20 protein-coding genes are annotated in these 21,936 nt (G+C 64.1%); 14 read left to right on the top strand and 6 right to left on the bottom strand.

What is annotated here, in order from left to right; all coding sequences use genetic code 11:
* Positions 1-238, top strand: a 238-nt coding sequence (locus OXH56_12280; GenBank protein ID MCY3556084.1) for a hypothetical protein, incomplete at its 5' end; no start/stop codon positions are given.
* An 8-nt stretch (positions 239-246) separates the two neighbouring features.
* Here OXH56_12280 and OXH56_12285 read toward each other — a convergent pair.
* Positions 247-573, bottom strand: a complete 327-nt coding sequence (locus tag OXH56_12285; protein MCY3556085.1) for a TfoX/Sxy family protein — start codon at positions 571-573, stop codon at positions 247-249.
* A gap of 142 nt (positions 574-715) precedes the next feature.
* Here OXH56_12285 and OXH56_12290 point away from each other — a divergent pair, with 142 nt between their 5' ends.
* Positions 716-1,162, top strand: a complete 447-nt coding sequence (locus OXH56_12290; GenBank protein MCY3556086.1) for a GNAT family N-acetyltransferase — start codon at positions 716-718, stop codon at positions 1,160-1,162.
* Positions 1,163-1,228: 66 nt separating this feature from the next.
* On the opposite strand, the gene OXH56_12295 is transcribed toward OXH56_12290, so the two are convergent.
* The 3 genes from OXH56_12295 to OXH56_12305 all read right to left on the bottom strand — a co-directional run bounded on the left by OXH56_12295 (position 1,229) and on the right by OXH56_12305 (position 3,362).
* A complete protein-coding gene (locus OXH56_12295) occupies positions 1,229-2,086 on the bottom strand; it encodes a hypothetical protein (protein ID MCY3556087.1) in 858 nt (285 codons plus the stop codon).
* An 87-nt stretch (positions 2,087-2,173) separates the two neighbouring features.
* Entirely contained in the window at positions 2,174-2,422 is a 249-nt protein-coding gene (locus tag OXH56_12300) for an AbrB/MazE/SpoVT family DNA-binding domain-containing protein (protein MCY3556088.1), read from the bottom strand.
* A 19-nt stretch (positions 2,423-2,441) separates the two neighbouring features.
* Positions 2,442-3,362 carry a GIY-YIG nuclease family protein gene (locus tag OXH56_12305; protein ID MCY3556089.1) on the bottom strand — a complete coding sequence of 307 codons (921 nt, stop codon included), beginning with the start codon at positions 3,360-3,362 and terminating at the stop codon, positions 2,442-2,444.
* 113 nt (positions 3,363-3,475) lie between these two features.
* Between OXH56_12305 and OXH56_12310 the strand changes: the two genes are divergently transcribed.
* The 6 genes from OXH56_12310 to OXH56_12335 all read left to right on the top strand — a co-directional run bounded on the left by OXH56_12310 (position 3,476) and on the right by OXH56_12335 (position 11,532).
* Positions 3,476-4,882, top strand: coding sequence for an amidohydrolase (locus tag OXH56_12310; protein ID MCY3556090.1), 1,407 nt, complete (start codon positions 3,476-3,478; stop codon positions 4,880-4,882).
* A gap of 38 nt (positions 4,883-4,920) precedes the next feature.
* The gene (locus tag OXH56_12315; protein ID MCY3556091.1) at positions 4,921-5,736 is read left to right on the top strand and encodes a phytanoyl-CoA dioxygenase family protein; all 816 of its coding nucleotides are present in this window, start codon (positions 4,921-4,923) and stop codon (positions 5,734-5,736) included.
* A gap of 20 nt (positions 5,737-5,756) precedes the next feature.
* The gene (locus tag OXH56_12320; protein ID MCY3556092.1) at positions 5,757-5,951 is read left to right on the top strand and encodes a hypothetical protein; all 195 of its coding nucleotides are present in this window, start codon (positions 5,757-5,759) and stop codon (positions 5,949-5,951) included.
* 41 nt (positions 5,952-5,992) lie between these two features.
* The gene (locus OXH56_12325; GenBank protein MCY3556093.1) at positions 5,993-6,157 is read left to right on the top strand and encodes a hypothetical protein; all 165 of its coding nucleotides are present in this window, start codon (positions 5,993-5,995) and stop codon (positions 6,155-6,157) included.
* Positions 6,158-6,319: 162 nt separating this feature from the next.
* Positions 6,320-10,816, top strand: a complete 4,497-nt coding sequence (locus OXH56_12330) for a DEAD/DEAH box helicase (protein MCY3556094.1) — start codon at positions 6,320-6,322, stop codon at positions 10,814-10,816.
* 62 nt (positions 10,817-10,878) lie between these two features.
* Positions 10,879-11,532, top strand: coding sequence for a hypothetical protein (locus tag OXH56_12335; protein ID MCY3556095.1), 654 nt, complete (start codon positions 10,879-10,881; stop codon positions 11,530-11,532).
* A 78-nt stretch (positions 11,533-11,610) separates the two neighbouring features.
* Here the strand turns inward: OXH56_12335 and OXH56_12340 are convergent, their stop codons facing one another.
* Positions 11,611-12,645: a PfkB family carbohydrate kinase gene (locus tag OXH56_12340; GenBank protein ID MCY3556096.1), complete on the bottom strand. Its 1,035-nt coding sequence runs from the start codon at positions 12,643-12,645 to the stop codon at positions 11,611-11,613.
* A 268-nt stretch (positions 12,646-12,913) separates the two neighbouring features.
* Here OXH56_12340 and OXH56_12345 point away from each other — a divergent pair, with 268 nt between their 5' ends.
* The 6 genes from OXH56_12345 (at position 12,914) to OXH56_12370 (ending at position 21,599) form a co-directional block, all read left to right on the top strand.
* On the top strand, positions 12,914-15,115 hold the full coding sequence (locus OXH56_12345) for an ABC transporter transmembrane domain-containing protein (protein ID MCY3556097.1): 2,202 nt from the start codon (positions 12,914-12,916) through the stop codon (positions 15,113-15,115).
* Positions 15,112-17,418, top strand: a complete 2,307-nt coding sequence (locus OXH56_12350) for an ABC transporter ATP-binding protein (protein ID MCY3556098.1) — start codon at positions 15,112-15,114, stop codon at positions 17,416-17,418. Before OXH56_12345 ends, OXH56_12350 begins: the two co-directional genes overlap by 4 nt.
* A 14-nt stretch (positions 17,419-17,432) precedes the next feature.
* Positions 17,433-17,981, top strand: a complete 549-nt coding sequence (locus tag OXH56_12355; GenBank protein MCY3556099.1) for a DUF1854 domain-containing protein — start codon at positions 17,433-17,435, stop codon at positions 17,979-17,981.
* Positions 17,982-18,034: 53 nt separating this feature from the next.
* Entirely contained in the window at positions 18,035-18,868 is an 834-nt protein-coding gene (locus tag OXH56_12360; protein ID MCY3556100.1) for a phytanoyl-CoA dioxygenase family protein, read from the top strand.
* A 112-nt stretch (positions 18,869-18,980) separates the two neighbouring features.
* Positions 18,981-20,513: a glycoside hydrolase family 32 protein gene (locus OXH56_12365; protein ID MCY3556101.1), complete on the top strand. Its 1,533-nt coding sequence runs from the start codon at positions 18,981-18,983 to the stop codon at positions 20,511-20,513.
* A gap of 30 nt (positions 20,514-20,543) precedes the next feature.
* The gene (locus OXH56_12370) at positions 20,544-21,599 is read left to right on the top strand and encodes a D-cysteine desulfhydrase family protein (GenBank protein ID MCY3556102.1); all 1,056 of its coding nucleotides are present in this window, start codon (positions 20,544-20,546) and stop codon (positions 21,597-21,599) included.
* Between the two features lie 65 nt (positions 21,600-21,664).
* Here the strand turns inward: OXH56_12370 and OXH56_12375 are convergent.
* Positions 21,665-21,936: hypothetical protein (locus OXH56_12375; protein MCY3556103.1), on the bottom strand; the 272-nt coding region annotated here is incomplete at its 5' end.

Genomic DNA, 21,936 nt, shown 5'->3' on the forward strand with positions numbered 1-21,936 from the left:
GCGGTGCGAGCCCGCGAACCAGGCCGACCACGGCGTGCTTGGTCATCGTGTAGAGAACCTGGTCATCTGGGAGAAGGTGTTCGAGCGCAACGCCCTGCTGGCCAGGACGCTGCACTGCATGGGCGTGACCGGCAACCTGCAGGTGGGCGAGGGCGTGGTCCACCTCGTGGTCGAGGCGGTCTGGGACCCGAAGCTGGAGGACCGCACGCTGCGGCTGCGGAGCCGGGATTTTCGATGAGAGTCGATTCACTTCGCCGGCAGGGAACCCGCATAATCGGCGGCGCGGGCCACCCAGGCCGCCAGGTCATCCTCGTTCGCGATCCCTGCGGGCTCCACCAGCGCCCATCCTTTCATGATCCGTCCCGCGATGTCGGCGGGTCTGGTGTGCGGTTCGGCCAGCGTCTCCTCGTGATTCTCCCGCTCGAGCCGCACGATGAGCGAGCCCTTCCAGGTCCCCACGCACATGTTGCCGTTGATCATGAAGCAGACGCCGCCGAACATGTTTTTCTCGGAGTATCCCGGAAGCTGTGAAAGCAGAGGCCGTATCCGGCCGGCCAACGCGTTATCGCTCATCTTGACCCGCCTCCCGGAAAATACAGTCGCCTTCGTGCCAATTTAACCATTATCATTCCTCAATATAAGTCGACATCAGTTACTTCAACATGGTAACGCGATTCCAACACGATTCCAACACGATTCCCGGAGAGACGCACAAATGGAAAACCTGGTCATACGCAAATGCGAACCCGATGACGTGGAAGCCGTTCATCAGCTGGACCTGGACTGGGAATCCGAAGGGGAAACATACGGCTTCGGACCCAGTTCTCCGGACGAAATAAGGGAAGCCCTGGGACCCTATTTGCTCGTGGCCGTCGCAGAGGACGAAGTCATCGGGTACAGCCGCGGCGAGGTCCACGTCAGCCGCGACCTGTATATATTCGAAGAGGGGGAGCAACACCTCGAAATATACGATCTGTACGTCAGGGAACCCTACCGAAGCGCGGGAATCGGTGGAAAGCTGGTTGAACGCATGAAGGAGATTGCCGGGCGGAACGGCATCCGGAGATTCCGCGTACACTCGGCCACCATGGACCTGGACCGCGTGCTCAAGTTCTACCGGAATCACGGCTTCAAGACGTGGTGCCTGGAAATGTTCATATGAAAGTCAGAGAGATTGATCAGGATCAGATTGACCGAACAGCGGGATCGCGCCTGGCCAGCCTATTCATCACCCCTCCCCCACCGTCCCCCTGAGCCGGTCCCATTCCTGGATATATTCGGCCAGGTGCACGTTCTCCGGTGATTTCGCCTTCTCTTCGAGCATGGACCGCACCAGGTCCTGTTCCTCCCAGTACTGGTCGTCGTTGAAGAACCCGGCGAAATGGGCGATGCGAAGCCAGACGAGGTAGGTCGTCACGGCGTCGTGCTGGTTGTACTGGGCGATGCGCCGGATGCCGCCGTCGAGCCAGGCCTCGGCGACGCTGTCGCCGTCGAAACCGCCCATCTTGCCAGGTATGCCCGACAGCACCGCCATCTCCTTCAGGGAAGGGCGCGCCTTGCCCCACTCACCAATGGCCATCATCAGATCCACGTTCCACTCGCTAGCCCGCGAGAAGTAATCGTAACCCTCCCACGGCTTGTCCGGCCGCTTGCAGAACCCGGCCGCGGTGATGCCCTTGATGATCCCCCGCTGGATCATGATCGGCAGGTCCGATCCGGTGGAATTGAAGCCGACGAGCTGGGGCAGGCGACGGCCCACACTTTCCAGGAACCGGGACAGGATCGTGGCTTCGTCGCAGTCGTCGGGGTTGTCCGGGTCCCGGGGTTGTACGCGCAGGTCGATCGTAACATTGCCCTGGGGATCCTGGCTCCGGGTCACCATGGCGATGGAGACCAGGCGGGACATGGCATACTTGAGAAAGGGCCGCGGCTTTTCGTCGGTGGCCCCGTTCTGGCGCCACATCTCCTGGACGACTTCGAAGTCGGGCATATCGGCCGGCAGGTCGTAGAGCAGGCGCCCCGCGTCGGGGTCAGGCACCCATTCCGCGTCGAAAGCCCACACATCGTGTTTCACGCTTTTGAACATGGTTGGTCTCGATTTCCGTGAAATTAGTATTCTGAGTCGGGATGAATGTGCATTGCTTTACCAAGGTCGAACACTATTGGTCGAATGTTATTCATTGCTCGCGGCGTCTCCACTCGCGGCGTCTCCAATGGTTCTCTCCATCTCCTTAATGGTGACTGGCACCGAGGTGTATCTGAGCATGCCGAACAGACGATCTATCGGCCGTACGGGGAGAATGCGGACCGTTCTGCCATCAACTAAATAGCGAATCCTGTCGCCCATTTTCAACCCAAGCGCCTCTCGCACGGGTTTAGGTAGCGTGGTTCGTCCATTAGTGGATATGATTGATTCAGTCATAGTCATCCTTTCTGCTAAACTACTGAACAGGTGAGTCTCCAGCGATGTGATCTTTATTATCGGCGATACGCTCATCCGTGGCAAGGAACAGCGCGTCCCGTTCGTCCTGCGGTATGTAGGTTCCCGGACGGCCTGCCGATTCTATGGCCGCGCGCAGCGGAGCGAGATCCTGCTCGTGGAAGTGCGCCAGAAAACGGATGTTCCGCTGGACTTCCGAAGCGCTGAGGCGGGCGACGGGTTTCTCCAGCAGGCCGTGGGTCAGGGGCACGAGGGCGTCGGGCCCGGCGCCGGACAGGTAGCGTTCGAGGGAGGCAACGACCTCGGTCGGCACCTGGCGGAAGCCGGTGAGGCGGGAACCCCGGATCCGTTCGTGGGGCGGGAGATGCCGGACCGGTTCGATATGTCCGATCAGCTTCAGCACGTAGACCAGCGCGTCGAAGGCGGCCAGGGCGCGCCGCCGCGACTTGAACACGCCGAACCACTTGAGGTCCAGTGCCTGCCACGCATCCACATGGGTCGTGAAGCAGAGCAGGACCTGCTTCTCCGTGCCGCCCAGGCCGAGGGCTGGATAGAGGAAGTCCCAGGTTCCGTCCTCGTTGTACGGCGGCCTCAGCTTGCGGATCAGTTCGTTCTCGAGCAGCAGCGCCTCCCGTTCCGAATCCCGCGGCATGATCTCGAGTGTGCTCGCCTCCCGGACCAGCGTCCGCATCTTGCGGTGCACCTTGCGGCGCGAGGCGTTTCGGTACTGCTGGAGGCGCCGCCTTATGTTCGCGGCCTTGCCGACGTACAGCACGGTGCCTTGCTCGTCCTTGAATAGGTAGACCGCCGGCGTCATGGGCGAATCTTCGATAAGTCGCTCGCCGAATTTCCGGTCGAACTGGCGCATGGTGTAGTCGTATCTACATGGTGTAGTCGTATCTACAATGTATCTACAGCGCATCTACGTTGCATGTCTGCCTAACGACAGTTATAATATACCCTTGTATACCGCATCGACATCCGAAATCCCTCATTTTCCACGAATATCCCGCGCACCGACCGGAGAGCCCGACCATGACCGCGGAAAAACTGATTATCGATTACATAAGCGACCAGGACGACGACCTGTCCCGGATGGCCATGGACATCTGGGACCATCCGCAGATCGCGATGCAGGAGACCTACGCGTCGAAACTGCAGGCAAAGGATCTGGAAGCGGACGGCTTTAGCATCGAGTGGGGCGCCGGGGGGATGGAAACAGCCTTCGTCGCCACCTGGGGCTCGGGAGATCCCATCATCGGGTTCCTGGGGGAGTACGACGCACTGCCGGGCCTGTCCCAGACGGTTTCCGCCGAGCGGGAAGCCATCGAACCGGGCGGCCCCGGCCACGGCTGCGGCCACAACCTCTTCGGCACGGCGTGCCTGGGCTCGGTAAAGGCCCTGAAGCGCGCGATGGAACGGGATGGCATCGGCGGCACGATCCGGTACTACGGCTGTCCCGCGGAAGAGCAGGTGGTGGGCAAGGTGCTCATGGCGCGCGACGGCGTCTTCGACGACCTCGACGCCGCCATCACCTGGCATCCCGGCGCAACGAACCTGGTCTGGAACGGTTCGTCCCTCGCGCTCAACTCCTTCAAGGTGAATTTCCACGGCGTGGCCGCCCATGCCTCGGCCATGCCGCACCAGGGACGCAGCGCCCTCGACGGCGTGATGCTGATGGACGTGGGCATGAACTATCTCCGGGAGCACGTGATCCCGGAGGCCCGCATCCACAGCGTGGTCACGAGCGGCGGGGAGGCGCCGAACGTGGTGCCGGCCTATGCCCAGGTGTGGTACTACATCCGGTCGCCGAAACGCGCCGAGGTGGACGAGATGTACGAACGGGTGCTCGATATCGCGAAGGGCGCCGCGCTGATGAGCGGCACGACCCACGATATCGAGTTCATCGGGGGCGCCTACGAGGTCCTGCCGAACGGCACGATCTCCGACCTGATGCTGAAGAACATGCAGGCCGTGAACGACCTCGCCTTCTCCGCCGAGGAGCGGCGCTTCGCCCGGCAGCTCCAGGCGACTTTTCCCGAGAACGCGGTCCGGTCGGCCTACGAGCGGATGGAGAAATCGACGGTCAAGGATTCCATTGCCGAGAGCATCGAGAATCCCCTCTGGACGCAGGTGCTTCCCCATACCGATACCCCGCCGCACGTGGAAGGTTCGACGGACGTGGGCGACGTGAGCTGGATCGCGCCCACGGGGCAGCTCACGACCTGCTGCTGGCCCCTGGGCACGCCGGCCCACAGCTGGCAGATGGTGGCCTCCTCCGGTTCGAGCATCGGCAGCCGGGGGATGCTCTTCGCCGCCAAGGCCCTGGCGCTGACGGGCCTGGACCTGTTGCGGGACCCGGCACTGCTCAAGCGCGCCAACGAGGAATTCGACGAGGCGCGGGACGGCAAGACGTACAAGAGCGCGCTTCCTGAGGCGTAGCGCGCTGCCTGACGAACGAGGACAAGATGACGAGTTCCATGCCTAAGGTTGCCGTTCCCTCGGAGCCGAAGTCCGCCATCCCCCCGGACGCCCGGGACCTGTACCTACGGGACGGCTTCTACCTGTCGCCGCCCATCATCCCGGCCGATCTGATCGAACGGGTGACCGCCCGCATGGACGCGGTCATGGACGGCGAATACGAGACCGGGGAACCGTCGCGCAGATCATGGAACCCGGGCGACGACCCGAAGCGCATCCGCAAGATCGACCAGGCGCACCTGTCGGACCGGACCATCTACGAACTGGCCTCGCACCCCGCCATCGGGCGCTGGGCCGCCGCCCTGCTGGGGGCGAAGCGCGTCCAGCTGTGGGCCTCGCAGATGCTCTACAAGCCGCCTGCCGGCTCAGACGGCGGGGTGACGGGCAATGTCGGCTGGCACCAGGACAAGCAGTACTGGAGGTACCTGGAGGGCGAGCTGTTCACGGCCTGGGTCGCCGTGAGCGACGTGACCGAGGCGTCCGGGCCCATGCGGTTCCTGCGGGGCTCGCACCGTTGGGGGCTGCTGGACAGCGGAGACTTCTTCGGCCACGACCACGAGGCGCAGCAAAAGGACATCCCCGTACCCGAGGGAGAAAACTGGGAAGAAGCCTGTGCGGTCCTGCCTCCCGGCGCGGTCAGTTACCACGACCGCCACACCTACCACGCCAGCGGGCCGAACGTATCGGACGCGCCGCGCCGCAGCTTTGCCTTTCACCTGCGGACGGAAAACACGCATCCGGTGGAGGGCCGCACCGACTACTACGTGCAGCACCTGGACGATCCCGCGTATTGTCCGGTGCTGTACGAGGCGTGATTCAATAAGGAGCCACCGGTATGAGCGAAGTGTTGGACGCGGTCTTTATTTTCCCACTGATGTTTATTGGCATGTTTCTCTTCATCACGGGCCTGCTCGCCATGGCCGGCGGCAACAATATGGAACGTATCGGCCTGTCCACCCCCCGGCGCGGCAAGATCGCCATGGCCGTGGGCGTGGTCATAAACACCATCGGGATTACCTTGCTGACCTGACGTTTCTCCGTACCCCATAGTCTCAACATCGGGCCAGCATCATGAGCGCATTATTGATCGCCGTCGGAATCTACCTGTTCGTATCGGGCGTGATCGTCTGGGCCGGTGGCAGAACGGTGGAGCGGATCGGGCTCACCACCCGGAACCGGGGATTGATCGCGCTCATCCTGGGGACCGTCCTGCTGATCTACGCCATCGCTTACTAGTTATCGTCGGCCGCGATGGTCTTTCTAAACCTGGGACCTATACTTAACACTTGATTAGCACATAGAAATCAATTAATTTTATTGGCGTAGTGCTTTCCTTTACCGCGCTGTGCGCCATTTCGCGACTGGACCTTAAAACCGATCTTTCAGACCAGAATTCCCATGACCAACGACCTCTTCCATCCCGCCGTGGCCGCGTGGTTCGAGGACCGGTTCGAGGAACCGTCCGACATCCAGAAGCGCGCCTGGCCGGTCATCAAGCAGCGTCAGAACACGCTGATCGCGGCGCCCACGGGTTCCGGCAAGACGCTCGCGGCCTTCCTGTCCTCCATCGACGACCTGGTCCGCCAGGGCCAGTACGGATCGCTGCCCGAGGGCACGCAGATCGTCTACGTTTCGCCCCTGAAGGCCCTCAGCAACGACATCCACGCCAACCTGCAGGTCCCGCTGAAGGGCATTCAGGCGATTCTGAAGGAGCGCGGCCGGCCCGACGTGCCGATCCGCGTGGCGGTCCGAACCGGCGACACGCCCACGAGCGAGCGCGCCGCCATGACGAAGCATCCGCCCCACATCCTGGTGACGACGCCGGAAAGCCTCTACCTGCTGCTGACCAGCGCGGGCGGGCGCCGGATCCTGCCGAACGTGCACACGCTCATCATCGACGAGATCCACGCGCTGGTGGGCAACAAACGGGGATCCCACCTGGCCCTTTCGGTGGAGCGGCTGGAACGGCTTACCTCCGGTCCGCTCACGCGCATCGGCATATCGGCCACGCAGAAACCCATCGACCGGATCGCCCACTTCCTCTCCGGCGCGGGCTACGCGAAGGGCAAGGGCTGCAAGATCCTCAACACCGGGCATCGGCGCAAACTCGAGCTGAAGATCGAAGTGCCCCGTTCCCCCCTCGGCGCCGTCATGTCGAACGAGGTGTGGGAAGAGGTGTACGAACGCCTCGAGGAGCTCATCCTGCGGCACAGGACGACCCTGGTCTTCGTCACGACCCGGAGCATGTCGGAGCGGCTGGCCCGCCACCTGAGCGAACGGCTGGGCACCGAGAACGTCACCTCCCACCACGGCAGCATGTCGAAGGAGCACCGGCACGACGCCGAACAGCGGCTCAAGGCCGGCGCGCTTAAGGCGCTGGTGGCCACGGCTTCCCTGGAACTGGGCATCGACATCGGCGCCGTGGACCTCGTCTGCCAGATCGGCTCTCCCAAGGCGATCGCCACGCTCATCCAGCGGGTGGGCCGCTCGGGCCACACGATCACGGGCACGCCGAAGGGCCGCCTCTTCCCCCTGACGCGGGACGAACTCGTGGAGGCGGCCGCCATCATGGACTCGGTGCGGCGGGGCGAGCTGGACCGGATCATCATCCCCGAACAGCCCCTCGACGTGCTGGCCCAGCAGATCATCGCGGAGGTGGCCAACTGCGATTTCAGCGAGGACGATCTGTACCACCTGGTGCGAAAGGCCTATCCCTACCGCGGTCTGTCCCGGGAGGAATTCGACGGCGTCGTGTCCATGCTGGCCGAGGGCTATACGCCGCGCCGGGGCCGCAAGCACGCCTACATCCAGCGGGACCTCATGAACGGTACGGTCAGGGGCCGCAAGGGGGCCCGGATCAACGCCCTGATGTCGGGCGGGACGATTCCCGACCAGTTCGACTACGACGTGATTATGGAACCCACGGAGACCTTCATCGGCACGCTGAACGAGGACTTCGCCATCGAGAGCACGGCCGGGGACATCGTGCAGCTGGGGAACAACTCGTGGCGGATCCTGCGCGTGGAGAAGGGCAAGATCCGCGTAGAGGACGCCCAGGGCCTGCCGCCCACCATGCCCTTCTGGTTCGGCGAGGCGCCGGGGAGGACGGTCGAACTCTCCGCTTCCCTGTCGCGGCTGAGGGAAGAGGTGGCGAGCCGGATGGACGTGGGTTCGGAAAAAGGGAAGCTCGACCCGGAATGGAAGCGGGAGGCCGAGGACTGGCTGATGGAATCCGCGGGCGTCTCCCACGTCGCGGCGACGCAGATTGCGGAGTACCTCGGCGCGGCCAAGGCGGCCCTCGGCGTCATCCCCTCGCAGAAGGACCTGGTGGCGGAACGGTTCTTCGACGAGGCCGGCGACATGCACCTGGTGCTGCACAGCCCCTTCGGAAGCCGGGTCAACCGGGCCTGGGGACTGGCCCTGCGCAAGCGTTTCTGCCGGACCTTCAACTTCGAGCTGCAGGCCGCGGCCAACGAGGATGCCATCATCCTGTCCCTGGGCGCCACCCACAGCTTCCCCCTGGACGACGTCTTCAGCTACCTCAACGCCAAGACGGTCCGGGAGGTCCTGGTCCAGGCTCTTCTCGACGCGCCCATGTTCGAGGTGCGCTGGCGCTGGAACGCGTCCACCGCCCTGGCCGTGCTGCGGCGCAGGGGCGGCGATCGGGTGCCGCCACAGATTCAGCGGTCCGTGGCCGAGGACCTGATCGCCCAGGTGTTCCCCGACCAGATCGCGTGCCTGGAGAACATCGCGGGCGACCGGGAGGTGCCGGACCATCCCCTGGTCAGCCAGACGATCGAGGACTGCCTGCACGAGGCCATGGACGTCGAGACCCTGGAAACTGTCCTGAAGACGATGAAGTCCGGAGACATGAACGTGCACGCCCGGGACCTGCGCGAGCCCTCGCCCATGGCCGAGGAGATCCTCAACGCCCGGCCCTACGCTTTCCTGGACGACGCGCCCCTCGAGGAGCGGCGGACCAACGCCGTCCGGAACCGCCGCTGGCTCGACCCCGCGGTCGCCAGCGACCTGGGACGCCTGGACCCCGAGGCTATCGACACCGTGCGTGGCGACGCCTGGCCCGAGGTGCGCAGTCCCGACGAACTCCACGACGCCCTGGTGCTCGCTGGGTATGTCACGGAAGAAGAGGGGCGCAAGGGCGATCAGTTCGGGAGCTGGACGGAATACTACAACGTATTGGAAGGCGACCTCCGGGCCGCCACGCTCGTGACGGAGGGCGGGAAACGCCTGTGGACGCCCCTGGAACGGCGAATCCATTTCGAGCGGGTGCATCCGCAGGGGCGGTTCGAACCGGCGGAGGAAATCCCGGACGACGTGAGAGGCAACCTGGGGAAGGGTTTTCAGGCCGCAGCCAGGCAGGCCCGCCCGGCCGACGCATCCGAGCCGACCGAGCCGGCCAGGCCGGCCGACGCATCCGCCACGGAAGAACACGTACTGGCAGAATACGCATTGGTGGAACTGATACGGGGCAGGCTGGAGACGCTGGGTCCGGTCACGGCGGCCGAACTGGCCGGGTCCATCGACATGCCGGTCGGCAAGGTCGACCAGGCGCTGGCCGCCCTGGAGCAGGAGGGGTTCGTCTTCAGGGGACAGTTTTCGCCGGACGCCGACGCGGACGTGCTGGAATGGTGCGAGCGCCGGCTGCTGGCCCGGATCCACCGCTTCACGATCACCAAACTGCGCCGGGAGATCCAGCCCGTTTCACCCGCCGACTTCATGCAGTTTCTCTTCACCTGGCATCACCTGGCGCCCGACACCCGGCTCAAGGGGGCCGACGCCGTGACGGCCGTGCTTCGCATGCTGGAAGGCGTGGAGGCGCCGGCCGCGGCCTGGGAGAGCGAGATCCTGCCGTCCCGCGTCACCGACTACGATTACGCCTGGCTCGACAACCTGTGCCTTTCCGGCAAGTACGCCTGGGGACGGCTTCGTCCCCACCGGTCGAACGGTGAACACGGAAAGACGGCCGGTCCGATCCGGTCTACGCCCATCGCCATCGTGGACCGCATGAACCGTTCGCTGTGGATGTCCCTGAGCGGCGCGGCCGGCGACGAAGACCTTCCGCTTTCCACCTACGCGAAGACGGTGCTGGACCTGATGACCCGGCAGGGCGCCGTGTTTTTCGACGACATCACCTCGCAGTCGGGCCTCCTCCGGACCCACGCCGAGGAAGCCGTGGCGGAACTGGTATCGGCTGGGATGGCGACCTCCGACAGTTTCGCGGGCCTCCGGGCCCTGCTGGTACCGTCGCGTCACCGGGAGTCGAGGCGGGGAAGGGAACGCCGGAATCCCTTCGACCTGTCGACGGCGGGACGGTGGGGTCTGACGTCCCGCGTGCCGGCGGAAGGCAACGCGGAAGAGGATCTCGAGGCCTATGCCCGCGTCGCGCTCGCCCGTTACGGCGTCGTGTTCCGCCGCCTGACGGAGCGGGAGAACACCTCGCCGCCGTGGCGGGACCTGGTGCGGGTGCTGAGACGCATGGAGGCCCGGGGAGAAATCCGCGGCGGCCGGTTCGTGAACGGCGTCTGGGGCGAGCAGTACGCCCTGGGCGAAGCCGTGACCTTGTTGCGGAGCATCCGGCGCAAGGAGAAACAGGGCACGCTCGTAGCCATCAGCGCCGCCGACCCCCTGAACCTGGTGGGCATCATCACACCCGGGCGGCGCGTGCCCGGCATCACGACCAACCGGATCCTTTACCGGGACGGCGAACCCATCCTGATCATGGAAGGCGGCGAAATCAGGGAGACGTCCCCGGTGGCGGCCGAAGATCAGTGGGCGCTGCGGCAGGAGCTGGTCAAGCGGGATTTCCCACCGAAGCTGAAGGCCTATCTGAGTGGCCGCCGGACCCGTGAAAAGGCCGGTGCGCAAAAGTCATAATGCGCATGAGAAGCGGACCGACGGTCCTTGACGGCCCTGGCGGCCAGTCCCGGGCGGCAGGCATGAAGAAAGTCTTCATCATCCTACTGGCTTCCGTAATCTCGTTGTCGGCAACCGGCAAGGGATTCGCCCAGGTCGCCCAAGTCGCCCAGGTCCCCGAAAAGCGCATGTCGATCAGCCTGGGTGGCGGGAGGAGTATCCCTCTAGGCGATTTTGCGGACGGAAAAACCAGGGGATCTTTATTTCTCCTTGGGGTGACGGTACGCGTTTCCGAATCCCTTCATCTCGCGTTCAACGGCCATGACAACCTCTTTTCAGTAGAGCCCGGTCGGCACGACCGGGGCCGCCTGACCGACGAAGCGCTGCAGCGACTCGGACCGGACGTGGATGCCAACGTAAGCCTGGAAGGCGCCAACTTCGGATTGATGTACAAGACCTCCACTACCCCCGCGGCCGTTTACGGGATCGGCGGCATCGGCTACGCCAGGGCAATCGACCGGTTCTTCGGTACCGTGCGCGGCACGAAGTTGACCGCGTTCAGTTCAGAGGCTTCTTTCAGTGTCCTTCTGGGCGGCGGCGTGCACATGCCCGTTACGGACACGGTCGGCCTGGCGCTGGACGTGAGATACGTTCGCGCCTTCAACGACCGGAACATCCAGTGGATTCCGGTCGCCGCCTCTGTGGTCTTCAATTTCTGGAAGGTAGAACCGGGTTAGACGATTCAATTCGTGCCGTACCACCTGCCGTGCCGAACCAACTGTTCGGCCGCAACTCCGAAACTGGATACGGCCCCCTCAGCCCGGCGTCTTCTTATCTTCCATCAGCATCTTCAATGCTTCTACCAACTGCGCGGGCGAAGCCGTTCCCGTGACACCCAGCTGACGGACGGTGACCGAAGCCGCGAGGTTGCCGACCAGGCCGGCCTCCAAGGGCGTCACGCCGGCGGCCAGCGAGGCCACGATCCCGGCCGTGACGCTGTCCCCGGCCCCTACGGTGTCCACGGGTCCCGGAACGCGTATGCCGGGTACATGCCGGCTGTCATTGCCGTCAATCAGCAGCAGGCCGTCCGCGCCGAGGGTGACGTAAACCGGCCGTGTCGTTTCTTCCTCCGCTCCACGAATCACGCCCTCACCGCGCATCACACCCGACCTCCGATCCTCGGACGCCCCGCGCATCTCGTCCCGGTTTCCCTTGCGGATGACGTGGCGGAATTCGCCGATGCGTTCGCGCGAATCCGCCAGGATGACCTTGTCCGGCAATGTCCTGCCCAGGCCACAGAGCGCATCCCGGACCCGGTCCGTGACGACCCCCGTGTTGCGCTGTCCCACCTGGTCCAGGACGGCCACGCCGTCCATCCTGGACGTCATGTCTCCGATGAATCCGATTATACGGTCTTCCAGGTCACGCGGCGTGGGCGTCCGGTTCTGTATGTCGATGCGGCTTGATTCCCGTTCTCCTCCCGGCTCCCGGTTCATGGGCTTGATGTAGGAGGGCGTGAACCGGTCCGGGGATTCGACCAGTCCGTCGAGGCGGACCCCCATGGCCGCCAGGCCCTGCCTGAGCTCGTACCCCTCCCCGTCGTCGCCCGTGTTCCCCACGGCGAACAGGTCTCCGACGCCCAGGGCGTGCAGGTTGGCCATGACCGTGCCTGCGGCGCCGGGCATGCAGCGTCTGGCGACGACCTGGCGCGCGGTCAGCCCCGTCTCCAGGGACGGTTCGTCCAGTGCCGGATCGAGGACCAGGTACTTGTCCAGGAAGAAGTCGCCCACGACCATGATGGATAGGCCGGCGAAGCGGGAAAGCAGGCTTTCGAGACGGTGTGGAGTCATCTCAGGCAATGTAAGATCCAGCGGACGTAAATCAAAGTATTTACAGTAAATAAACGATTTCGGCAGGCTGCTTTTCCTTGATTTTCGGGCTCAGAAAGTGTACCTTTACGAACTGGAGCGAGCCGCGATTTCCTCACCCTGTCCCAGGACTTCAATTCGCATTCGAAGCAGTGAAACGTTACGGATGCATCCACTTTATTGATATATGACCGGTTCCGTTCATTCCTCAAGTCGGCACGCCCCGCAGCAAGGTCCCAAAGGAAGTTACATGCGCCTGGCCGATCCCCTGCCGGATCAGATTCAAAAGAAACTCTACCCCGTACTGGAAACCGACGAAGAAATCCACATCACCCTGGAATCGGACCTGGATGCGAAAGGCCGGTTCCAGCCCTCCTGGCTCATCGTAACCGACCGCCGCGTCATGGCCCTTGAACTCAACGGCGCCGGCGACGACATCGCCGTCCCGCTGGATGACCTGACCAGGGTGGCGGTGGAACCCCTGGTAGGCGGCTCCTGCCTGGAGGTCTCCACGGCCGATGACACGATTCCGCTGATCCGATATTCCCAGAGCCGCGTGGACGTCTTCAACGAGGCGCAGCGCGGCATCGAGCAGCACATCGAGGGAAAGCCGTTCCAGGTCAAGACGGAATTCCCCCGGGTGGTCTGCGAAACCTGCGGCAGGCGCCTGCCCACCCGGGACGGGCTGTGTCCCGCCTGCGTCAGCAAGTGGAGCATGCTCAAGCGGATCTGCGCCTACCTGGGCGCCCACCGGACCAAGGCCATCGCCATGGTGGCGCTGTTCGCAGTGCTCAGCGTGGCGGAACTGCTGCCGCCCAAGATAACGCAGCTCATCATCGACGACGCCTTCGCGAACGAGGACGTGGACCTGCTGTTCTGGTTCGTCGCGGCCATGGCCGGCCTGCTCGTCCTCCGCTGGCTGGGGGAAATGGCGAACGGCTGGCTGACGGCCTGGGTGGGCGCCCGCGTGGTGGCGGATATCCGGGCCCAGGTGTACCATCACGTCGAATACCTTTCGCTGGGCTTCCACGACAAGCAGAAGACGGGCGGCCTGCTTTCGCGCGTGACGCGGGACACCCGGAACGTGCGCAGCTTCCTGGTGGACGGCCTGCCCTTCCTCATCCTCCGCTGGATGACGACGCTCGGGATCATCGGCATACTGTTCTACACCAACTGGGTGCTCACGCTCTACATCCTCATCCCCGTGCCGCTCATCATCATCTGGGGCCGGGTCCTGTACCGGAGGTTGCGGACCTACTACACCCGCATGTGGCGCCAGTGGGAAGGTTTCTTCACCCACATCCAGGAATCCCTGTCGGGGATACGGATCGTCAAGGCCTTCGCCCAGGAGAACAGGGAGGTAGGCCGGTTCAAACGCAACGCGAGGGACATGTTCGCCCTGGAGTACTGGACCGAGAAACAGTGGATCTACTATTTCTCCACCATGGGCCTGCTGAACTTCCTGGGCTTCATCGTGGTGTGGCTGGTGGGGGGCGGGCAGGTGCTCGGACAGGAACTCACCCTGGGCGAACTGATCCTGTTCTACTTCTACCTGCAGATGTTCTACGGACCGCTGCGGTGGCTCGGCCGGGTCAACAGCTGGATGACGCGGGCCATGAGCGCCGCCGAACGGGTCTTTGAGCTTATCGACATGGAACCGGAGAACTACGAGGACAAGAACGCGAAGCAGATGCTGCAGACGCGGGGCGAGATCAGGTTCCACGGCGTGACGTTCGGGTACGACGCCGCGCTGCCGGTGCTGCGCGACGTCAATCTCCATATCCGGCCCGGCGAGATGATTGGGCTGGTCGGCAAGTCGGGCGCCGGGAAGAGTACCACCATCAACCTCATCTGCCGGTTCTACGACGTGAACTACGGTTCGATCACGCTGGACGGCGTGGACCTGCGGGACATCCGGCTCGAGGACCTGCGGGGCCATATCGGGGTCGTCCTGCAGGAACCGATCCTTTTCAACGGGACGATCCGGGAGAACATCGCCTACGGCAAGCCCGCCGCGAGTTTCGAGGACATCATGGCGGCGGCCCGGGCGGCCAACGCCCACAACTTCATCCTCGCGAAGCCCGATGGATACGATACGATTCTCGGGGATAAGGGCACGGGGCTGTCGGGTGGCGAGAAGCAGCGCGTCTCCATCGCCCGGGCGATCCTTCACGACCCCCGCATCCTGATCCTGGACGAGGCGACGTCCTCGGTGGACGCCGAGACGGAGAAGCAGCTCCAGGAAGCCATCGCTCGGCTGATCAAGGGCCGCACGACGATCGCCATCGCCCATCGCCTGTCCACGCTGCGGGACGCCGACCGGCTGGTGGTGCTGGAGCAGGGCAGGGTCGTCGAAGAAGGCACCCACGAAGAACTGATCGCCAACCGCGGTCACTTCCATCACCTGGTGCGGCTGCAGAAAGCCACATCCGAGATCATGGAGGTGGCATGACCGACACTAGGGCCACCTACAAAGAACGGATGCCCGACGCCCTGGCCGACCGTTGCCAGGCGGCGCTGCGGGAAGGAGAGTCCATCCGCATCGCGGCGGCGACCGACCTTACCGAAGACCTGCGGTTCGAGGAACGCTGGCTCCTGGTGACGGACCAGCGCCTGTTGCGGTTCGATTCGAACGGGGCAGGCACGGGAAACGGGGACGCGTCCATCGAGCTGTCCGACGCCAAGAGCGCCGCCGTGGAGGAACTGGTCGGCTCGGGCCGGATCAACGTGGTGATCGGGAACGAAGACGTCGAGGTCATCCGCTACACCCCGTCCCAGCGCGCCAAGTTTGCGCGGATCGCCCGGGGTATCGACCAGCTCATCAAGGAAGATCCGGTCGACATGCAGGGGGAGGTCGACAAGACCCGGTGCGACCGGTGCGGACGCCTCCTGCCCGAACCGAACGGGATCTGTTCGGCGTGCACAAACCGGCTCGCGATGATGCAGCGGATCGCCCGATACGCCCTGCCGTTCAAGGGCAAGCTCGCGCTGATGGTCTTCCTGTCGCTCCTGTTCACCCTGGCCGAACTCGGCCCGCCCTATATCATGGGGCGCATCATCGACGATGTGCTTGGCGTCCCGGCCGGCGGCGTCCCGGCCGACGGTGTGGCCGGGGACCCGTTCGCGTTCCTCTACCTGCTCGTCGTCGCCTACGCGGTCATCCGCCTCGTATCCTTCGTCCTGGAGATCTTCAAGGACCGCCTTTCCGTCTGGCTTGGTGGCCGCGTGATCGTGTCCGTCCGCGAGGACCTGTACGAAAACCTCTCCCGCCTGAGCATGAAGTTCTACAACAAGCGGCAGGTGGGGTCCCTGATCTCACGGGTGTCCAATGACACGGAAAGCATGATGTGGTTCCTGGTCGACGGCGTGCCCTATATCCTGACCAACCTCCTGCTCCTGGTGGGCATCCTGGTCCTGTTATTCGTGACCAGCTGGCAACTGACGCTCATGGTGCTCATTCCCATACCTTTGCTCGTCATCGGCGGGGGGTATTTCTGGGTCCGGCTGATCCGGGCGTTCCGGACGAAATACTATCGCTGGGGCAAGCTGGTGGGCATGGCGGGCGAGATGCTTTCCTCGGTGCGCGTCGTAAAGACCTTCGTCCAGGAAAAGCGGGAGATGCGCCGGTTCAGGAGCAGCAACGAAGGGGTCTTCCGGGGCGATTACGAGAGCGAGAAGGAAGCGGCCGTCTTCTTCAGCACGGTCAGCATGCTGACATCGTCCGGAATGATCCTGGTCTGGTACTACGGGGGCATCGCCGTCATTGACGACACCTTCACCACCGGCTCCCTTATCATGTTCATTGCCTACCTCTGGATGCTGTACGAACCCCTTCGGTGGTTCGGCGAACTGAACACCTGGTCGAGCCGGGCCATGAGCGGCGCGGAGAAGGTCTTCGAAATCGTCGACACCCCCGCGGAAACCGAGGACCGGGACGACCCGGTCGAGATGAAGGACATGAAGGGCGAGGTGGAATTCGAAGGCGTGAACTTCGCCTACGAGGCGGGCAAGCCCGTTCTCCACGACATCAGCCTCCACGTGCAGCCCGGCGAGATGATCGGGCTGGTGGGCAAGTCCGGGTCGGGCAAGACGACGATGACCAACCTGCTCTGCCGGTTCTACGATATCGACGATGGCGGCCTGATGATCGACGGCGTGCCGATCCGGGACATCGGCCTGAAGGACCTGCGAAGGCAGATCGGCGTCGTGCTGCAGGACTCTTATTTCTTCAGCGGCTCCATCGCGGAGAACATCCGGTACAGCAGTCCGGACGCCTCGATCGAGCAGATCATGCGGGCGGCCCGGATCGCGAACGCCCACGATTTCATCTGCGCGAAGCCCGACGGATACGACACGCAGATCGGCGAGAATGGCAAGGAGTTGTCGGGCGGCGAAAAGCAGCGGATCGCCATCGCGCGGGCCATCATCCACGATCCACGCATCCTGGTCCTGGACGAGGCCACCTCGTCGGTGGACACCCACACGGAGAAGCTCATCCAGGAGGCCATCGCCAACCTCGTGAAAGGCCGGACGACCTTCGCCATAGCCCACCGGCTTTCGACCCTCCGCCGCGCGGACCGGCTGGTGGTGCTGGACGCGGGAAAGATCGTGGAGACGGGCACCCATGCGGAATTGCTGGATATGAAGGGCCACTTCTACAGGATGGTCGAAACGCAGCGGGCAAGCACCGCGGTCATGGCCGTGGGCGGGAGCAAGGCCGACCCGAACCGCGGCGCCAACGGACATAGTTCTTAAGCGGGGAGATCGAGATGCCGGATGAACCTGGCGTAGACGCGCCGGACACCTTTGAATTCGAGACAGGGATCGAGAACGCCCCCGTCGAACCCTACCAGGCGAGCGAGATCCGGGTCTTCCGGGCGCCGAAGAACACGGTGCGCATGACGGTCCGCGACGAGCGGTCCTACATCCGCGTCCGGCCGGTCAACGCCTCCCCCATGGTCCATTCGGACCGGTATGTGTCGCTCCTGGACATCAAGAACGAGGAAGTGGCCTTTATCAAGGACCTGAACGACCTGGACGAAGATTCCCGCAAGGTTATCGAGGAGGAGCTCGCCCACCGGTACCTGCGGGCGACGATCGAACGGGTGAACTCCATACAGATGGAATACGGTGTCACCTACTGGGACGTCATGACCGACCGGGGCAAGCGCGAGTTCGTCATCCGCGGCCATGAGAACACCCACTGGGCGTCGGATACGCGGCTCTTGCTCACTGACGTCGACGGCAACCGGTTCGATGTGGTGGACTACACCCGCCTGGATGCCCACAGCATCCAGTTGATCGAGACCAACGTGTGACGGCCGTCCATCGCGGCGCCGCCGAGAACGAATACAGGAGCGGAAAGAAGCACATGACAGAATGCGCGGAGCAAGACAAGTACGACCAACTGCTGAGGGACGGGTTCTGCGTTATAGAACATGTGCTTAAACCGGATATGCTGGAACGCGTGCGGGCCGTCTCCGACCGGCTGCTTGACGCCCAGTCCCCGTCCCATTTCGAGGAGCAGAAGTCCACGGGCAGCATGGTCAGCGTCTTCGACGACGTGTTCTTCGCCGAACTGGTCTCCTATCCTCCCGCGCTGGCGGCGCTGGCCAGCATCGGGTTCGATCGCCCCACCTGGTCCTCCGGGTACGTCATCAGCAAGCCGCCCCGCAGCCCGGCGCTGTTCTGGCACCAGGACTGGTGGGGGTGGGACGATCCCTGCAGCTACGAGCCGCCGCCGCAGCAGGTCTTCCTGATGTACTACCTGGTCGATACCGACCGGCACAACGGGTGCCTCCGCGTGATCGCCGGATCCCACCTGAACCGCCATCCCCTTCACCGGTATGTCGAGGAGGCGCACACGGGCGACCTGCGGGCCATGGCTGATCCTGACCATCCGGCTTATCAGCCTACCCCGGGCGAGATGGACGTTCCCGTCAAGGCCGGCGACCTGGTCATCGGGGATTCCCGGCTGCTGCACGCGGCTCACGGGAACAAGAGCGACCAGCGCCGCACGGTGATCACCCTGTGGTACATCCCCCTGTATCACCAGTTGCCCGGTCGCATCCAGGCCTACCTGGCGCGCCATCCCCGGCCGGATACCTGGACGGACGCGACCCGGGGTGCGCTGAAGCCGCTGACCGCGGTCTACGAGGGCGAGGCGGAACCCATTGCCTGGAACCGCGTGCCCGGGCAGCGCTGAAGTAGCAGTCCGTTGTAATTCTTGCCGGAATGTTCGCCGAACGCCCGGTGTTCGGTATTCGAGCGTTCAATCATTGCCCGGCCGATCAGAATACCCAGGGAAACACTACGATATGACCCGCGACACCCTCTACCGGGAAGCTCACCGCCCCCAATTCCACTTCACGGCGAAGAAACACTGGATCAACGATCCCAACGGTCTGGTGTATTTCGACGGGGAGTACCACCTCTACTTCCAGCACACGCCGGGCAGCATGGTGCACGGCCGCACGACCTGGGGCCACGCGGTCAGCACCGACCTGGTGCACTGGAAACAGCTGCACACCGCCGCGCTGGACGTGGACGAAACGGGATGGATGTGGTCGGGGTCCGCCGCGGTGGACCATCATGACACCGGCGGGTTCAAGGATGGAGACGTACCGCCGCTGATCGCCTTCTATACGGCGGGCGGCGAAAGGGTGTTCCCCGATCGCCGGTGTATACAATGTATCGCCCACAGCAACGACCGCGGCCGGACGTGGACGAAGTTCGCGGGCAATCCGGTCATCGGCCACATCCGGGCGGAGAACCGCGACCCGAAAGTGGTCTGGCACGAACCGACCGCGCGATGGATCATGGCACTGTTCATGGACGGCAACGACTATGCCCTGTTCTCGTCACCGGATCTGAAGTCCTGGACGCACCTGCAGGACCTGACCCTGCCCGGCGTGTCCGAATGTCCCGATTTCTTCGAGCTGCCGGTGGACGGCGACACTGCGAACACCCGGTGGGTTTTCTGGGGCGCGAGCGGCGGCTATCTCATCGGGCGTTTCGACGGGCACGCGTTCACGCCCGAGACGGACGTCCTGCAGGCGGAGCAGGGCGCCAACGGTTATGCCGCCCAGACGTGGAGCGATGTCCCGGCGGAGGACGGCCGGCGGATCCAGATCTCGTGGATGCGGGGCGGTCGGTACCCGGCCATGCCCTTCAACCAGCAGATGTCCTTCCCGGTCGAACTGACGCTCAGGACATTGCCGGACGGGGTCCGGTTGTGCAGGGAACCGGTGCGGGAAATCAAGCTGCTCTACGCCGGGACGCGCACCTGGCCTGCCGGTGACCTGGCGGCAGTGGCGGCCGAGCAGTTTAAGCAGCGGTTCGCATCGGGAGCCATCAGCAGCTACGCGGTCACGGACCTGCGCGAGGCTGTAAGCCGGCTTGTCCTGGCAGACGAGGGCGACCTGTTCGACGTGCGGATGGCGATCGAAGTGGGCGGTCGCGGCAAATCGGGCGGCGGCGACGAGTACGACGGCGACGAGAACGGCGACGGCAGCGAGTCGGCCGGTGCCAGAGGTTTCACCATCGAAGTGCAGGGCCATTCCGTGGTATACGATGCGGAAGCGCAAACGTTGTCTTGCCTGGGTAAAACTGCGGCACTGCGTACCATCGACGGCCGCGTCAGCCTCCAGTTGCTGATCGACCGCACCTCGCTGGAGATCTTCGTTAACCGGGGCGAGGTGTCCATGTCCTTCTGCTTCCTGCCGGCCGCGGCCAATCACCGGCTGGCACTGAAGGCGGTCGGCGGGAGCGTGCGTGGCGGCGTGCACGGAGGCGTGCGCATCGTCTCACTCTTAGTTCACGAACTCCGGTCTGCGTGGGAATACTCGTAATTCACTCATAAGTGACGCGCAATCACCAACATGCCCATTCCACTCACAAAAGCTATCGACAAGTTTCCCCGGGTCCGACTGGGCCATGCGCCCACGCCGCTCGATCCCGCACCCCGCCTGGGTGCGGCCCTCGGCATCGAGCTGTGGATCAAACGTGACGACTGCACTGGGCTGGCGATGGGCGGCAACAAGGTCCGCCAGCTCGAATTCCCCCTGGGCGAGGCGCAGTCCCGGGATGCCGACACCCTCTTGATCACGAGCGCGGTACAGTCGAACTACGTCCGCGTGGCCGCCGCAGCCGGACGCCAACTCGGCATGGAAACCCACATTCAGCTGGAAGAGCGCGTGCCCGACGTGGACGCCCTCTATCGATCGTCCGGCAACGTGCTGCTCGACCGGCTCTTCGGCGCGAAGCTGCATTCCTTCCCGGTCGGCGACGACGAGCCCGCGGCGGACGCGTCGCTGGACCTGCTTGCCCAATCGCTTGCGGAGGAAGGCCGCAGGCCCTACGTGATCCATCTCGCCCCCGCCCATCCGCCGCTCGGCGCGCTCGGATACGTGATCGCGGCCGAGGAGACCCTGAAGCAGGCCCGGGACCTCGACCTGGCGTTCGACGCCGTGGTCTGTCCCACGGGCAGCGCCCAGACCCACGCCGGGCTGCTGGTGGGCCTGAGCGCCCTGGGCAAGGAGGTGCCTGTTTACGGCATCTGCGTGCGGCGCGACGCCGGCAGCCAGGCAGCGCGGGTACGTCAAGTGGCGGAGCAACTGGCCTCGATGCTCGAACGGCCGGAGGTGTTCGACGCGGACGACGTCATGGCGTTCGACGGCGTTCTGGCACCGGGTTACGGCCAACTCAACGACGCGGTGCGTGAGGCGGTCGCCCTGGCCGCCCGTCAGGAAGGACTGCTCCTCGACCCGGTCTACACCGGCAAGACGATGGCGGGACTGATCGAACACGTGCGATCCGGCGTGATCGCAGAGGGCAGCCGGGTGCTATTCATCCATTCGGGTGGACTGCCGGCCCTGTTTGCCTACGGAGACAAGCTGGGGAGCTGGCTGTCGGATGTGCCGTGGGGGGAAGGATAGGATTACCGAATACGGAATACACGGCCGTTTGAAACGAAGAGGTAAATGGTGGAATTGCTGCTCAGTTAACGATTCCAGTCCACCGCATCCGGAACCCCGCTGCTGATCACCACCTCCAACCCAGGTTCAGGCAACATTCTTCTCGCTGCCACTCCGGTAATCCCCGGTTCCGGCCAGTCGCGTAGAATGCCCCGCACATTGCCCGTGACGGAATCCAGCAGGAGCGCGGCAGCGGGAGCGTCTTGGCCGTCCAACCCCATGTCACCGCCCAGTGTAGCTACACCTTCAGGACCTGACAGCGAGATTTCCGTAAGCCGGTTCGACCATGCTGCTCGTG

The organism is Gemmatimonadota bacterium (assembly GCA_026702745.1).
Classification (GTDB): Bacteria; JAAXHH01; JAAXHH01; order JAAXHH01; family JAAXHH01; genus JAAXHH01.